Below are 14862 nucleotides of genomic sequence, written 5' to 3'. Positions count from 1 at the left end.
TCCTTCAGATTCCATCTCGCGGTGGACACCCTTGCTGTTCGGCTATCCCCTTCCCACTGCCGGGCGGGGTCGGGACTTTCACCCTTTGGAACGTGCGCCCGCCGGGCGCACCAACGAGATAAAACACGCTGCGCGAGTTTTATCTCGCTATCGCGACGCTCGCCGCACACGAATACTTCGCATTCGGCTGCGGCTCACTGTTCGCGTAAAAAAGGCCGGAGACTGACAACGCAGCCTCCGGCCCACACAACGCATAATTATTACTTGAGGGTAACTTTTGCGCCCTGCTCCTCAACTTTAGCCTTGATATCATCAGCCTCAGCCTTGGAAGCACCCTCTTTGATCATCTTCGGTGCGGAATCAACAAGATCCTTCGCATCCTTCAGACCAAGTCCGGTGATCTCACGAACAACCTTGATAACCTTAACCTTGTTCGGGCCAACCTCAGTCAGCTCAACGTCGAACTCGGTCTTCTCCTCAGCAGCCTCACCAGCGCCAGCGCCGGCAGCAGCTACTACAACGCCTGCAGATGCAGATACGCCGAACTCTTCCTCGCAAGCTTTTACGAGATCATTTAACTCAAGTACAGATAACTCTTTAATAGCAGCAATAAATTCTTCTGTTGTTAACTTTGCCATTGTAATTTTCCTCCAATTTAGTATTTGAATCTACTCTGTGATCCGGATCTGATAAAAACGGATCGGTAATAAACGGATCTGTGACTATGCACAGATTTCGCCGCAGATTATTCTGCAGCCGGTGCAGCCTCTGCCTCGCCATCCTTCTCCGCGATCTGTTTGATAACGCGCGCGAAGTTTGCGATCGGGGCCTGGATGCTTCCGAGCAGTCGGCCCAGCAGAACCTCTCTGCTTGGTACCTCTGCAAGAGCTTCAACAGCTTTCTGATCGTAAAGGCTGCCTTCAACGACACCCGCGATCAGCTCAAGCTGCGGATTCTTCTTTGCGAAGCCCGCAAGAATTCTCGCCGGAGCAGTCGCATCGTCCTTGGAAATGGCGATGGCGTTTGTTCCGTTCAGATACGGTACAAGGCTTTCATAATCCGTACCCTTGAATGCAAGATGCATCATTGTGTTTTTGTAGACTTTGTAGTTTACGCCGGCCTCTCTCAGGGATTTACGAAGCTCGGTATCCTGTGCTACGTTAAGTCCGCTGTAATTCACAAGGACTACGGAAGCAGCACCGTCAACTGCGCTGGAAATCTCATCAACGACCGGTTTCTTCAGTTCTACCTTTGCCATGATCTGGTATACCTCCTTATTTTGATGTGTGTACCAGCCAAATAAAAAAACCGTCCGGGCATGCCGGGCGGTCTGAATTCTTCATAAATGAAAAGAATCGACATCCTCGGCAGGCGGTATTCCGCTTACGTCTTTCGACACCTGCTGTCTTCGGCGTGATACAAATGGTATCTTATCGCGCAGCCTTGAAAATGTCAAGTCCTTTTTCAAGCTCTTCCAGAATGCTTTGAGAGTACTTTTTCATGTTCTTCGAGAATGCTTCGAGAGTACTTTTTCAAGCTCTTCGAGAGTGCGAAACACAGAGTTAGTGACGTTCGCCCTTATGCCGGAATATCAGGAATTTACTTGCTGCATAATTCAAAATAATGACAACAACATTTGAAATTACCTTTACCACCATATCATTATATGAGAGCAGATCAACGAAAATAAACATCGCCGCAAGATCTACAAATTCAGTTCCCATTCTGCAGCCAAAAAAGGAAATAACTTCCTTTGCCACAGCCTTCTTTGTATCTGCCTCGCTGTGAAAAACCCACTTGCGATTTGTTAAGTAGGCAAATGTTACAGAGACAACCCATGCAAGAATTGTCGATACCGTCACCGGAAGTTGAAGCGGGTGCGCAAATACCCAATACGACGCAATATTTACCAGGGTAGTCAGCACCCCGAAGATTGCATACGGAATCAGATCCTTGTATTTCTCAATAAGATTTGAAAAACTCATAAGAGAGCCTCCTCAGTTATTGGCCGGAATGAAAAATTGCATTCGTAAACACATTCTCCTTCTCACGTTCTGTGCACATCGCACCGGAAACGATCCTGATCCCGACACAGATAAGAAAAAGATAGCAAAGGAATCTTGGGCGTCCCTTGCTTGCGTAGATCGTAGGAGAGAAACCCATCATCCACATCGACGCAAGTCCGCCGAAGAAAAATGAGAATCCAATGATTTCTAATTTTTCAGGATGAATGATCAGAATACAGCATCCAAGATAAACATATGCCAGAAAATGTATCACACTGCAAATCGCCAGTAAGGCACTGAATCCAAAATTCACTGTATCGACAGGGACAAGTTTAAACAAATTGGAAAGGAAATACTCCCTCCCCAGATTCGTCAGACCGATTCTGTTAATCGTACAGAGCACAAAGAACACCAGCATGATATCCGCACCGATCACAACAGGGTCATTTCGTTTTCTGTTCTGATGCATAAGAAACACAACTGTGCCCGCCAGGAGAAGAACGATATACATCGCCTCTTCCTCGATGTAATTGATTACATACCAGACGCCCCATAAAACCTTGTCAAGTGTGGAATACATATCGTATTTCGGCATCTGCCCGAGTACTTCAATATGGGACCGCACTGCGTTTCCTGGAAGTCTGCAAAAATAAAATGTACATGCAACAGCAAGAAGGAACAGCACCACAATCTGCCATTTTACCATACGTTTGACGAATACAGAATATAGAAGCAGCAGGAACAGAACGCCGCACATCAATACACCTGCCTGCTCAAAACTCGAGGCATAAACAGCTCCTATTACCGAAATAACATAATCCGGTACTGTGATTTTCTGTCCATAAATAAATTTCACCAGCGGATAAACAGCCGCCAGAAGCGCTGCACTTCCCCAAAGATAAAGGACATTTGCACATTTCCAGAACACCGTCCCGGTCAGGACACTTGTCGGAATCAATATAAAAATAAGTGCTGGTATAAGGCCGTAAATAAAGCCTGCGCGGAACACTCCATCCGCATCGAATACTTTTTTTATATAGATAACAAGCAACACCCATGCAAAAGCGTTAAACAAATAAAAAATAACCGAAGGAAACTGCAGCAGGATAACAAGAAGTCCCTGCGGAACAATTCTTCCACCCCAGTTATTCGAGAACCACTTCACCCAGCCTAAGAAACCGCCAAAGCGCTCAATACCAGCCTGAAAAACCAAGTCATCCGCCCGGCTCACCATATAGCAGCTCAGAACGAAAAACATGGCATACAGAGCAAAATACCAGATAACTTTTTTTGCCGAATCTTTCTTCATATCCCTCATCCTCATTTAAAGATAATAAAGCTCCTGCGAACCATCTGGATTTTTCCAAATGAGGACAAGAGCCCCCTTTTTGATCCGACCTGACTTTTCTTTTGGAAGTCTGCTCTGAAATCCGCAAAATTGATAATCAATTCCATCATTAATATATTGATCTATATCGTCCCTGTTTTCCAGTTTGGTGGGAAGTATATAAACGGTCTCTCCATCGGTAAAGCCTATATGCATGTTGTTATATACGCTTTTCCTGTATGCGTCATTCCCGTAATTATAAAAGGAATACTCGACCCCCGGTTTGACACACCAGCCCTTCACCAGATAGGAGCCGTCACTACTCACTCCCTGATAGTCAATATTGTATTCAATCTCCTTTCTCTCACCAACGGAGAAAGAATTCAGTTTCTTTTCCTCAATACGATTATCTTCCCGATGAAACAATCCTAATAAAGCGACAGCACAAACGAGTGCTATTGCCATAAATATAGCAACGATTACTCGTTGTGCTTTATCCGCTGACTCTTCAGAAGCATTACTCTTCACGATCAGTTTCCTCCCTGTTGTCAGGTAACGGTTCCCAGGTTTTCTCGCTGATGATATAGCGTGGCCTGTGCTTTGACTCCAGGTATGTCTTCCCCACATACTCGCCTATTATTCCCATTGAGAGAAGCTGAATTCCTCCAAGAAAGCAAATGATACAGACAATGGAAGCCCATCCGGCAACTGTGTTCCCGATCACAGCCATTACAATCGCCCAGATGACGCCGATGAAGCCAATGAGACTCACCCCCACGCCTATTCCACAGATGATCGAGATAGGCTTGATGGAAAGACTTGTAATACCATCAAACGCAAGTGCCAGCATTTTCCTGAGCGGGTAATGACTCTTCCCTGCCATCCTTTCATGACGTTCATAATAAACAGAAGTGCTTTTAAAACCAACCAGAGGGAACATACCGCGCAAGAAAATATTTACTTCCTTAAAATCAGCAAAATGTGCCAGGACTCTTGCGCTTACTAAGCGATAATCCGCATGATTGTAGACAACTTCCGCACCCATATTATTGAGAAACCGGTAAAATCCCTGCGCAGTTGTACGCTTAAACCAGGTATCGGTTTTCCTGCTTGAACGGACCCCGTAGACAATTTCGCTTCCATTGTGATATTCATCCACCATCTTATCCATTGCCGAAATGTCATCCTGTCCGTCACAATCAATAGATATTGTAATATCACACTTGTCCTTTGCCTCCATAAGGCCGGCAAGAACCGCATTCTGATGTCCTCTGTTACGTGACTGCGAAATTCCGATGAAATGATCATCTGATTTCGATAACCCCATAATGATGTCCCATGTATCATCTCTGGAGCCATCATTTACAAATAAGATCCTGCTGTCTTCACTGACTTTTCCGGCAGAGATCAGCTTATTCAACTCCTTCAAAAATAATGGAGCGGTTAACGGGAGAACATCGCGCTCATTATAGCATGGAATAACTATCCACAGTCTTGGTTGCCGCATTCTTTCCACCTCATTCAAAAATGCACATTATCGAAAATTCTGTTTCATATATAAAATATCCATATCACAATATCACAATCGATTGCCTAAATCTATATAAAGTATCAATATTGAAACAGAAATCATGATCCCGGTTACTGTTCGCATAAAAAATATCCTGCCATCTGACATCTGATCAGCTGGCAGGATGTAAATCCGTTCATTTATCATACGATAAAATAAGCATTATTTTCTTCAATTGTTAGATACCGCGTGTTAGATGTCACTCAATAAAATGAGCACGATTTCTCCGATTTGTCAGGTTCCCTTTTGCTTCCTCAATTCTGTCTCGAGTAGTCGAGATATTTCCAGGTACCTTTCTGACCGTAAGTAATCGCAAATCCATTCTTGTGAACTCCCTGTTCAAAGGATGGATCAAATACATGGGTTCCACCATTATAATTATCGATTTCCACCCATCCATGTTCTTCTCGTCCTCCACCCGATGTTGCAACATAGCCAACAACCCAGTGTGCATCATAACCCAGAGCTTTTGCCATCTCATAAAACGAAGCTGATTTTCCGTAACAATCACCGCTCTGATTTGTAAAGGCAAGAGTGGCAAAGTATCTGGCTCCTCTGGACGACGGTATATCCATTGATATGTATCTGAAATTTCTTGCCCAGTTGTATGCAGCTCTCAGATCCCATCCTATCTGATCCAGTCTTGCGCAGGCCAGTGGATAAGCATCCCGGACTGTGTATTGATGGAACGTATTCGCCGTACTTCCGGGCGCGCTGCTTCCCTTGGCAACTATACGGATCTCCATCGCCTCCAGACGATACCCATAACCGGCGGATCCGCAGTCCGCCCCGTTTGACGCCCATCCGGTCCAGCCGAATCTCTGCACATGCGTGCGATAATACACATCAAAACAATCTGCCATCTCACCAGTCAGCCGGATCCGGATCGCCTCCAGGCGAAGTCCCTTTCCTTCTGTTCCGGACAATTCTCCATCAGCCTTCCAGTTCCGTTCCCATCCAAGTCTCTGTATATGTGAGCAGTACAAAATCCCGCCTGTGAATCCGGTTGTCTTGTTCAGATGGATCTTCAGCGCCTCCATCCGCAGTCCCTGTCCGGTCGTCCCGCTAAGAGCTCCGTTTGAAACCTCTCCCTGGCCCCATCCGTATCTCTGCACATGGGTCTGATAGGTTACTGTCGGGACGGTGAGATAAGCAACACTACGGGCGGCAGATCTCGCAGGTGCCGCCTCTCCCTTCTTCACAATTGCAACCTCATACGCCTCGACACGGCGGCTCAGATTCGTTGTTCCGGCCAGCTCGCCGTTTTTCGCCCACGCAAGCCACCCAAAGCTCTGCACATGCGCGCGGTAATAGAGATCGTACTTGTCCGCATCGGATCCGGTCAGCTTCATGACAATTGCTTCGACCCTGAGGCTCTGTCCCGTCGTTCCCGCAGCTGCCCCGTCGCTCTGCCATCCGGTCCATCTCTTCTGCTGCACATAAGTATTATATGTGATGCCGAGATTCTGATCGCCTTTCACGCTGGCCCGGATTGCCTCAACACGAAGACCCTTTCCCGTAAATCCCGCGTAAGTATGCGTGGTTTCCCCGGAAATGACCTCTTTGTCCGGCCACCCTGCCCGCTGGACATGAGCCGCATAGCTGACAACAGGCATTTGAGCGTCTTCTCCCTCTTCCTCTTTTTCTTCTTCGGACTTCTCAGAAGTTTCCTTCGTTTCCGATGGGTTGGATCCAGCTTCTGTCGTCCTGCTGAAGTCCTCCTTCGCTGAGGGGCTTCCACCTGTCCCGCTTCCGGATCCAGTTGTCACAGATTCTTCCGTCTCATTCGCTGATGAAGACACAGAAACCGAAGAAACTGCAGAAGGTACCACGTCCTCAGCCAGAACCGGGAGCGCAGTAAACAGCATTCCTATGGTAGTGATCGCCATGATAGATTGAACGAAAAACTTCTTTTTCATACAGCTTCCTCTCACCTCAATTCATTTCCCATCCCTGCAGCAGAATTCTTATTTCTGATAGAATCAGCGATCTCCTATTATCGTTTTTCTGCTCTTATCTCAAAGAGCCCCATATATCACAACCGCCTTCGGACGCCTCAGAGCTGCTTCCGGATTGTCTCCATAATCTTCTCCGCTGATTCGAAGTTCTCCGGGAGGATATCCTCCAGAGGAATCTGAATATCAAAGGCATCATTAATTTCCTGGATCAGAAGCATCATATCAAAAGATTTCAATACACCTCCGGAAACCAGATCTGTTCTTGTAAAATCCTCTCCGGGTTTGATCTCATCCAGAATGTTCATCAGTTTTTCCATAGAATTATCCATTAGTTTTTCTCCTTTTTTATCACATTTTTTCACACTTGCTGCTTGTAACAATTACTGCTTGTTTCGTTGTGTGTTTGTTATGCTGTGTGTTTCTTACTCTTGCTGCCTCTTACCCATGCCGCTTTCCGTTCCTCTTTGAATCACATAAGAATATCGGATTCTAAGGGAGACAGCTGCATCAAAAATCAGAGATCCGCGGCATTGCTTTTCAGTTTTGCCCGGTCGATTTTTCCATTCAGGTTATGTGGCATGGAATCGAGATGGACGCGGCGCCCGGGGATCATATATGCCGGCAGCATCTTGGCCAGTTCTTCGTTTACAAAAGATTCTTCCGCCTTACCTGTATAGAAGAGAACAATCCTCTTTTTCGCTTCGTTGTATACACAACAGTTTTCCTCAACCCCTTTTATTGCGGAGACATTTGCCTCAATGTCGCCCAGTTCAATTCTCTGTCCCATATATTTGATCTGGAAATCCTTGCGGCCGACAAAGATGATCTCTCCCTGGTCGTTATACTGCACGAGATCTCCCGTATGATAGATCTTCTCCTCATAACAGGAGTTCAGAGGGTTCTGTGTGAAAACACGGTCTGTCATCTCCTGATTCCTGTAATACCCGTAGGTGAGGGAATTGCTGCGCACACAGAGTTCTCCGGATCCCCCCGCGCTGTCCGTAATTCTCCGATTGTTCTCATCCAGGATCATGAAATCATAGTTCCGGAATGGTTTTCCGATCGGGAGCCGCGCATTTTCCGGAAATTCCCGGTCAACAAAGTAATAGGACCCGCCGTCAGTAGTTTCTGTCGGTCCGTACTGGTTGATGAAATCAGCCTGAGGAAGTGCCTCCCTCCACATATTCAATTGTTTGATCGGCATAATTTCTCCACCGAACATGACCATTCGGACAGTGGAGAGATCCGAAAGCTTCAGAGCCTTCAGATTAGCCAGAACCACGAGCTCTGACGGCACCCAGTACAGTACGGTCACCTTTTTTTCTTCCAGAAAACGCATCAGAAGTGCGGGGAAGGAAAAATAAAGGCGGGGAATGATGCAGGTAGTGCTTCCGTTTCGGAGTGTAGAATAAACATCAAGCAGTGACATCACAAAATACAGGGGCGCCTCGTTACCCATTACATCGCGGTTTGTGAAATGAAAGGCATCGGTTGCCGCATCCACATAGTCTACCACCGCGCGGTGCGGGGTAACGACACCCTTTGCCGTTCCGGTAGAGCCCGAGGTGAAGAGCACATATAAGACATCTGTGGGCAGGATCTTGTTCATGACATCCAGAATTTCTTCTTCCTCGCAGGCAGATTCCTGCGCGTCCTCATAGACCAGAATCTCCGCGCCGCCTTTTATGGAAAGGACAGCGCTTTCGTGTGACCGGTCCGTGAGGATTACCGCCGGGTCCAGAACATTCAGGATATGCCGGATCCTTGTATCTGGCATCTGTGTATCAAGAACGGTATAAAAATTGCCGCTATATGCAATTCCGAGCATTGCGGGTATACATTCCACACGCTTGTCCATGTACACGGCCACCGGTTTTTTGAAGAGGCGACGCCTCACCAGCGCACCCGCGACATGAAGAGCTTCCTGCCTCGTTTCCGAAAAGGTAATCGTGCGATCCTTGTCAACATATGCGGCCTTATCCGGATACTTCTTTGCCGTCTCCTCCAGATATTCCATAACAAGCTTTGCCATGTATTTTCCTCCATATAAATCCGGCTGCATCAAATGCATGAATGCCAGTACATTATCCCGTATCTGGACTCATCAGAACCGCAGCACGGAAGTCTCTCATATTTCAAAGTCCTTTGCATTGCAAAGTCACTCGCAATTCGACGCCTCTCCCATTTCGAGATCTCTTGAGGCTCCGGCTTTATGATTTCTTTTCGAACAGCATATCTCTTAACAGAACTGAAAACTTTTCCGCACTGTCTCCGTTCATATGCCCGTCATAGTCAACAAAGCAGGACACGTCATGCGAAAAACTGCTGTAGTATTCGCGGTTGAAGTTGTAATACTCTACCCCGTTTCTCTTCATATAATCACTCAGGTAATCCCAGGCGGCCTCATAATTTTCCGGAAAAGACACAAGCGAACGATCCGGCTGGGGAAGTGTAGTTGCAACAAGCCGGATATTATTTTCATCGCACAGACGGACTATTTTATTAAGATAGGAGATATTATCTTCCTTTACCTTGTCCTTTTCAAAAAGGACCGGATTCCAGCCGGGAAAGTTCTCTTCCGCAACCGGATAACGCTCGATAAATCCATCCGCATGATAGACCATATTCGCTGTGCTGAACTGATCCGCACTGTAATCGCCGCTCAGTTTCACCCTCACATTGGATGGAATCCTCGGAAGCATACTCTTCAGAGGATACTCATAGGATGGAAACAACAGTGCCCGGAAATCGCTTTCCGGCATAATTGCAGCCAGATAGCTGAGTTTTGCCGCTGAAAACGGAAATTCGTGATAAAAGAGCAGGTAGTTGTTCCCCTTTTCCTTTTCCGTCACAAGGTATCCCGGATCAACATCCAGGATCACTGTAGATGGCCGGTTCTCTTCCACAGCCAGCTTCAGCATATAGTAGGAATCGCACAGATACTCTCCTCCGTTCGCCAGGTTATGTCCCTTCAAACCCGTTCCCTTCAGCAAAGTATCCGGATCAATGCCCATGCGTGAGTTGGAGGTTCCGAGAATGACCACATCGTTCTGCCCGGATGCCAGAGCATGCACGTCATTGCGGACATATGTGCAGGGATACAAAAGCAGATCGAGAAGCAGCAGTATGGCAGTAAAAACCGCCACACAGCCCACAAACTTCAGCACAGCGAAAATTTTAGTATTGTGCATAGATAAAACCTCTTTCTGCCGCCATTGGCGAAAGCAGAGCAGTCACAGCCAACAGGGCGGTAAAGATCAGAACCTGTACGAGAACCGGGCGTCGGGAAAGACATTCCCGAACCTGCATCCCCCGTTCCTGAAGAAGACTGACGATGAACAGCAGAACGACACCGGATCCCAGAATGATCAATGCCGTCGGCGTGTAGGAGGCGCCGAGCCTGCCGGCAGCAATAGATAAAAACTGGGAGGGGTGCAGTCTTGTGAAGCTGAAATAAATTACCTTCAGAGCTTCTCCAAAATTCTTTGTGGTGTCAAAGAGCCAGCCGATGTTTACAAGGATAAACGTCCGGATGATGGTAAAGAATTTCCAATACATCGATTTTTCGTTGACACGAAGAGCCGTTTTCCATTTCCGGAAGGAGTCACCAAGAAGGTTGCTCGCAGCAATGAGCACACCGTTATACAGTCCCCACCCGATGTTGTTGAGGGCGGCTCCATGCCAGAGTCCGACCACAAAAAAAACGATGATACTCGAGATGCACATCGGGATCAGGAGCCCAGTTCTCTTGCCGAAGCGTTTTCTGGCATTTTTTCCGACCTTGCCCATCCACCGGGAAAGAGTCAGGGGGTACATGACATAGTCACGCATCCATGTACCGAGGGTGATATGCCAGCGGCGCCAGAAATCGGAAATGGATACCGAAAAATAGGGACGCCGGAAATTTTCATCCAGACGGACCCCGAAAAGTTCAGCGATTCCAAGAACAAAATCAATGCCTCCCGAGAAACTGCCATACAGTTCAACGGAGTACAGAAGTACGATAAATATCGCGATACCGGAAAATCGGTCAAGGTCGGCACAGATGGCCTTACGATAAAGTCCTGCCCAACCTGCCAGAAGCATGCTCTTGAACAGTCCCCATACCATACGCATCAGACCAAATCTGAGATTCCGGAAAGATAATTCGTGTCCTTCGAGCAGCTGCGGCATTAAGGTCTTGTACCTTCCGATGGGTCCCTGAACCAGCTGCGGAAAGAACGAAACAAACAGCATATAATGGAAAAAATTCTTCTCTGCCCCGGTTCGTTTCCAGTATACGTCCAGAATATAACTCACCGTCTGAAAAGTGTAGTAGGAGATTCCAAGAGGAAGCAGAATACCCTTCAGGGAAAAATCCCCATGAAGAATCTGACCGAAAATTCCCAGAATATCATTGGTGTATTTCAACACACCCAGCATGGCAAAATCAAGCACCATGCCGAGAATAACAATTCTTCTCGCCCTCTTGCGGGATTCCTTCCTGTCTGTGTATCTGTCATAAATTCGTCCGATTGCCATCCCTGTCAGATAAGTGACAATTGCGGAATACAACAGACAGAGGAATGCGGGAATGCCGCAGGACAGATAGAAGACAATGCTCGCCGCAAGAAGCACAACCCAACGCCGGCCACGCGGCACCAGATAATAACAGAGCAGACAGACTGCCAGAAAGAGAAAAAAAAGATTTGATGTCAGTGACATGGTCTCCTCCTCGGAAACGTAATATACAGACGGGATATTCGCAATATGATAACGGTACAGGCAGACAAGGAAAACACAGGCATCAGCCCGCGTGCACCATGTGCACTACAACCCTGCCTGCGTCCTCCATAAACATATCCTGTCCTTTACCAGGTCAGTCCGTCGTCAATACATCCTTCGCCTGAGTCCGCTCCCTGATCCGTAGCAACCGGAGCCGGCGTTGCCTCAGCCTGTCCGGCGCCGGAATCGGTCGTATCCGTCGTTGAAGGTGCCGTATAAGAAGCCGACGGGTCGGAATAAGTATCCGACGGAGCCGTGTACGTACTGCTCTCCTCAGGTGCTGCAGCCTGTCCGACAGCTGCCTGATCTGTTGTGCCCTGCTCTGCAGCGGGAGCCTCGGCTGCTGGTGTTTCTGTCGCCGCCTGCGTCGGATCCGGAGAAGGTGTTGCCTTGGATGCCTCCAGAGCCGCCTTCTCTGCATCCTCTGTACTGATGGTTTCACCTGTTGACAGGGAAACATACTTCAGAAACAGGAAGGATCCATCCGTATTCAGCATAATGGATGCTGTCTTGATGTCGTTGACAGGTACGGAATGCAGTTCAAGCTCTGATTGATCATCAAAAGTCAGACGAATCGAATAGTCCGGATTAACGACCGGGGCGGAATCGGATGAATCCTCCGAATTCGCCGACTTAAGAGCTTCGGACTCATCATAATAAAGGGTACGGGTTTCACCGGCCGCGAATTTTTCACCGGATGCAAGCATATTGCTGCCATATGCCTCCTGGCCTGTGTATTTCACGGAAAAACCAGTAATAGCCTTTCCGGTGTCATTCGTCAGTTCCATATGGACGATATTTGTGCCTTCCGCCTTTGTACCGATGATTTTTTCTTCCTCTTTTTCTGCGGAAGAGGAAGAAACCGAACCGGTACTCGAGGAGACAACCGCCTCAAGCGCGGCCGGTGTTTCTGTCACCGACACGGCAGATGACGCGGGAGCGGAAGTTTTTCCGCAGCCTCCCAGAAGAAGCGCAGAACCAGTGAGGATGACCGTCATCGCTGTAAGCGGAATTCTGGTAATGTTGTGCTGGAATTTCTTTTTCATGAATATATCTCCTGATATTGATGTGATTTTAAACGCAGTCTTATTGGTGTCATAATTGCCTGATGCAATATTGCGGTCCTGGACAGCAGACATCCGGTTAGTTTATTCTGCTTCCGCTTGTATATCTCCATGTTCCGGGTTTGCCGTAATAGAGATTGAAGCCGTCACTGCCGCTTTCATGCTGGAAATCCGGATCGAACACTCCGGTACCGCCCTGGTAGTTGTCAATCTCTACCCACGAATGTACGCCGAGACCTCCGGCGCGAAGCGGAACATATCCAAACATAACATGTGCATCATATCCGAGTGCTTTCGCCATCTCATAGAAGCAGCATGCCATCACATAACAGTCGCCGCCTCCTGTAGTAAAGCCGTAGCTTGCGATTGTGCTGACATTGGAAGCCGTCAGTGCGTAAGAGGTGCTGACGTACCGGAGTCCCGCGGCAGCATTCAGCGCACTGCGCAGATTCCATCCCACCTGATCCAGTCGTGCGCAGGCCTGCGGATAGGTGTCACGGATCGTGTATTGATGGAACGTGTTTGCCGTACTTCCGGGCGCGCTGCATCCCTTGGCCACTATTCGGATCTCAATTGCCTCCAGACGATATCCATAGCCGGCGGATCCGCAGTCCGCCCCGTTTGACGCCCAGCCGGTCCAGCCGAATCTCTGCACATGCGTGCGATAATACACATCAAAACAATTTGCCATCTCACCGGTCAGCCGGATCCGGATCGCCTCCAGACGAAGTCCCTTTCCCTCTGTTCCGGACAGCGCTCCGTCAGACTTCCAGTTCTGTTCCCATCCGAGTCTCTGTACATGTGAACAATACGAAATCCCGCCTGTGAATCCGGTTGTCTTGTTCAGATGGATCTTCAGCGCCTCCATCCGCAGTCCCTGTCCGGTCGTCCCGCTAAGAGCTCCGTTTGAAACCTCTCCCTGGCCCCATCCGTATCTCTGCACATGGGTCTGATAAGTTACTGTCGGAACGGTGAGATATGCGACATTCCGTGCGGAAGATCTCGCAGGTGCCGCCTCTCCCTTCTTCACAATTGCGACCTCATACGCCTCGACGCGGCGGCTCAGATTCGTTGTGCCGGCCAGCTCGCCGTTTTTCGCCCACGCAAGCCAACCGAAGCTCTCCACATGCGCGCGGTAATAGAGATCGTACTTGTCCGCATCGGATCCGGTCAGCTTCATGACGATTGCCTCGACCCTGAGGCTCTGTCCCGTCGTTCCCGCGACTGCCCCGTCGCTCTGCCATCCGGTCCATCTCCTCTGCTGCACATAAGTGTTGTATGTGATGCCGAGATTCTGGTCGCCTTTCACGCTGGCCCTGATTGCCTCAACACGAAGACCCTTGCCCGTAAATCCCGCATAAGTCTGAGCTTCTGTTCCGGAAACGGCATCCTCCGCCGGCCACCCCTTCTGCTGAACATGAGCCGCATAGCTGATAACGGGCATCTCCTGAGCGTCGTCTTTGTCGTCTTTCTCCTCTGTCTCTTCCTTCTCTTCTTCAGACTCCTCAGAAGTATCCTTCGTTTCCGATGAATCGGATGCGGAATCTGCCTCCGCGCTTTCTGATTCCTCCGGTGCAGTCGTCACCGTGCTCTCAGCCGCGTTGTCGTCGGAATATTTGTTTTCGGCAGCCGGACTTCCAGTCTCTGTTGTATCGGTACTCCCTGAAGATGAACTACCCGCCGTTTCACTGCCCGCGGATGTAACCGTAGTGTCGCTCTCCGCAGTGCCGCTCCCTGCGGCACTGTTGCTGCCCGTTATCGTGCCTGACGCACCTTCTGTCTCACCGGCTTCCGAAGACACAACAGAACTATTTGTATCCGCAGCAAAAACAGGCGCGGCTGTAAACAACGTCGCAGCCGCTGTTACCACCGCTAATAGCTGAACAAACTTTTTTCTTTTCATATTCTTCCCCTTTTCCATCATCACTGAATCTGTCCAAGACATATGAATGCTCATTTTCATTTGTCAATGTATTTTTTCAGCGGCCATATCTCCTGGCAATTTCTCATGTGATTTGTATTATATTACTTTTGCCCACGAAATTCTATAGAAAAACGATCAATCGGATAGGGGAGATATTACCCTCCCCTTCCACACCACCGTACGTACCGTTCGGTATACGGCGGTTCAATAGTTTACACGAACTTTCAGATAGTGGGCTGATAAGGATGG

General features: G+C 48.4%; 13 protein-coding genes and 1 other annotated feature. All 13 genes read right to left on the bottom strand.

The annotated features are described in order from the left end of the window. Nucleotides 1–260: 260 nt before the first annotated feature. The gene (gene rplL / locus ACTNDI_RS13500; protein WP_279200400.1) at nucleotides 261–638 is read right to left on the bottom strand and encodes a 50S ribosomal protein L7/L12; all 378 of its coding nucleotides are present in this window, start codon (nucleotides 636–638) and stop codon (nucleotides 261–263) included. A 107-nt stretch (nucleotides 639–745) separates the two neighbouring features. Then, complete coding sequence (gene rplJ / locus ACTNDI_RS13495; RefSeq protein ID WP_279200398.1) at nucleotides 746–1258, bottom strand: 50S ribosomal protein L10; 513 nt, start codon at nucleotides 1256–1258, stop codon at nucleotides 746–748. A gap of 33 nt (nucleotides 1259–1291) precedes the next feature. Beyond that, nucleotides 1292–1430, bottom strand: a sequence feature (ribosomal protein L10 leader region). A 132-nt stretch (nucleotides 1431–1562) separates the two neighbouring features. Next, entirely contained in the window at nucleotides 1563–1985 is a 423-nt protein-coding gene (locus tag ACTNDI_RS13490; RefSeq protein WP_441101485.1) for a GtrA family protein, read from the bottom strand. Between the two features lie 16 nt (nucleotides 1986–2001). Next, nucleotides 2002–3315, bottom strand: coding sequence for a DUF6056 family protein (locus ACTNDI_RS13485; protein WP_441101484.1), 1314 nt, complete (start codon nucleotides 3313–3315; stop codon nucleotides 2002–2004). A 15-nt stretch (nucleotides 3316–3330) separates the two neighbouring features. After that, on the bottom strand, nucleotides 3331–3861 hold the full coding sequence (locus ACTNDI_RS13480; protein ID WP_441101483.1) for a hypothetical protein: 531 nt from the start codon (nucleotides 3859–3861) through the stop codon (nucleotides 3331–3333). After that, nucleotides 3851–4840, bottom strand: coding sequence for a glycosyltransferase family 2 protein (locus tag ACTNDI_RS13475; protein ID WP_441101482.1), 990 nt, complete (start codon nucleotides 4838–4840; stop codon nucleotides 3851–3853). The genes ACTNDI_RS13480 and ACTNDI_RS13475 overlap by 11 nt, the downstream gene beginning before the upstream one ends. Nucleotides 4841–5157: 317 nt before the next feature. After that, nucleotides 5158–6822 carry a transglutaminase domain-containing protein gene (locus ACTNDI_RS13470; RefSeq protein ID WP_441101481.1) on the bottom strand — a complete coding sequence of 555 codons (1665 nt, stop codon included), beginning with the start codon at nucleotides 6820–6822 and terminating at the stop codon, nucleotides 5158–5160. Nucleotides 6823–6959: 137 nt separating this feature from the next. Next, nucleotides 6960–7190, bottom strand: a complete 231-nt coding sequence (locus ACTNDI_RS13465; protein ID WP_441101480.1) for an acyl carrier protein — start codon at nucleotides 7188–7190, stop codon at nucleotides 6960–6962. A gap of 185 nt (nucleotides 7191–7375) precedes the next feature. After that, a complete protein-coding gene (locus ACTNDI_RS13460) occupies nucleotides 7376–8893 on the bottom strand; it encodes an amino acid adenylation domain-containing protein (protein WP_441101479.1) in 1518 nt (505 codons plus the stop codon). A gap of 178 nt (nucleotides 8894–9071) precedes the next feature. Further along, nucleotides 9072–10052 carry a hypothetical protein gene (locus tag ACTNDI_RS13455; protein ID WP_441101478.1) on the bottom strand — a complete coding sequence of 327 codons (981 nt, stop codon included), beginning with the start codon at nucleotides 10050–10052 and terminating at the stop codon, nucleotides 9072–9074. Further along, the gene (locus ACTNDI_RS13450) at nucleotides 10039–11565 is read right to left on the bottom strand and encodes an MBOAT family O-acyltransferase (RefSeq protein ID WP_441101477.1); all 1527 of its coding nucleotides are present in this window, start codon (nucleotides 11563–11565) and stop codon (nucleotides 10039–10041) included. The genes ACTNDI_RS13455 and ACTNDI_RS13450 overlap by 14 nt, the downstream gene beginning before the upstream one ends. A 146-nt stretch (nucleotides 11566–11711) precedes the next feature. Next, on the bottom strand, nucleotides 11712–12671 hold the full coding sequence (locus ACTNDI_RS13445) for a hypothetical protein (protein ID WP_441101476.1): 960 nt from the start codon (nucleotides 12669–12671) through the stop codon (nucleotides 11712–11714). Between the two features lie 97 nt (nucleotides 12672–12768). Then, on the bottom strand, nucleotides 12769–14592 hold the full coding sequence (locus ACTNDI_RS13440) for a transglutaminase domain-containing protein (RefSeq protein WP_441101475.1): 1824 nt from the start codon (nucleotides 14590–14592) through the stop codon (nucleotides 12769–12771). Between the last annotated feature and the right edge of the window lie 270 nt (nucleotides 14593–14862).

The organism is Bilifractor sp. HCP3S3_D3, assembly GCF_052063915.1.
Classification (GTDB): domain Bacteria; phylum Bacillota; class Clostridia; order Lachnospirales; family Lachnospiraceae; genus Bilifractor.
This window is presented reverse-complemented; position numbering and strand designations above follow the sequence as displayed.

Coding starts and splice junctions, on each gene's coding strand:
- ACTNDI_RS13470 (WP_441101481.1), bottom strand. CDS start 6,822: ATGAAAAAGAAGTTTTTCGTTCAATCTATCATGGCGATCACTACCATA.
- ACTNDI_RS13485 (WP_441101484.1), bottom strand. CDS start 3,315: ATGAAGAAAGATTCGGCAAAAAAAGTTATCTGGTATTTTGCTCTGTAT.
- ACTNDI_RS13465 (WP_441101480.1), bottom strand. CDS start 7,190: ATGGATAATTCTATGGAAAAACTGATGAACATTCTGGATGAGATCAAA.
- ACTNDI_RS13475 (WP_441101482.1), bottom strand. CDS start 4,840: ATGCGGCAACCAAGACTGTGGATAGTTATTCCATGCTATAATGAGCGC.
- ACTNDI_RS13460 (WP_441101479.1), bottom strand. CDS start 8,893: ATGGCAAAGCTTGTTATGGAATATCTGGAGGAGACGGCAAAGAAGTAT.
- ACTNDI_RS13490 (WP_441101485.1), bottom strand. CDS start 1,985: ATGAGTTTTTCAAATCTTATTGAGAAATACAAGGATCTGATTCCGTAT.
- ACTNDI_RS13445 (WP_441101476.1), bottom strand. CDS start 12,671: ATGAAAAAGAAATTCCAGCACAACATTACCAGAATTCCGCTTACAGCG.
- ACTNDI_RS13455 (WP_441101478.1), bottom strand. CDS start 10,052: ATGCACAATACTAAAATTTTCGCTGTGCTGAAGTTTGTGGGCTGTGTG.
- ACTNDI_RS13440 (WP_441101475.1), bottom strand. CDS start 14,592: ATGAAAAGAAAAAAGTTTGTTCAGCTATTAGCGGTGGTAACAGCGGCT.
- ACTNDI_RS13450 (WP_441101477.1), bottom strand. CDS start 11,565: ATGTCACTGACATCAAATCTTTTTTTTCTCTTTCTGGCAGTCTGTCTG.
- rplL (WP_279200400.1), bottom strand. CDS start 638: ATGGCAAAGTTAACAACAGAAGAATTTATTGCTGCTATTAAAGAGTTA.
- rplJ (WP_279200398.1), bottom strand. CDS start 1,258: ATGGCAAAGGTAGAACTGAAGAAACCGGTCGTTGATGAGATTTCCAGC.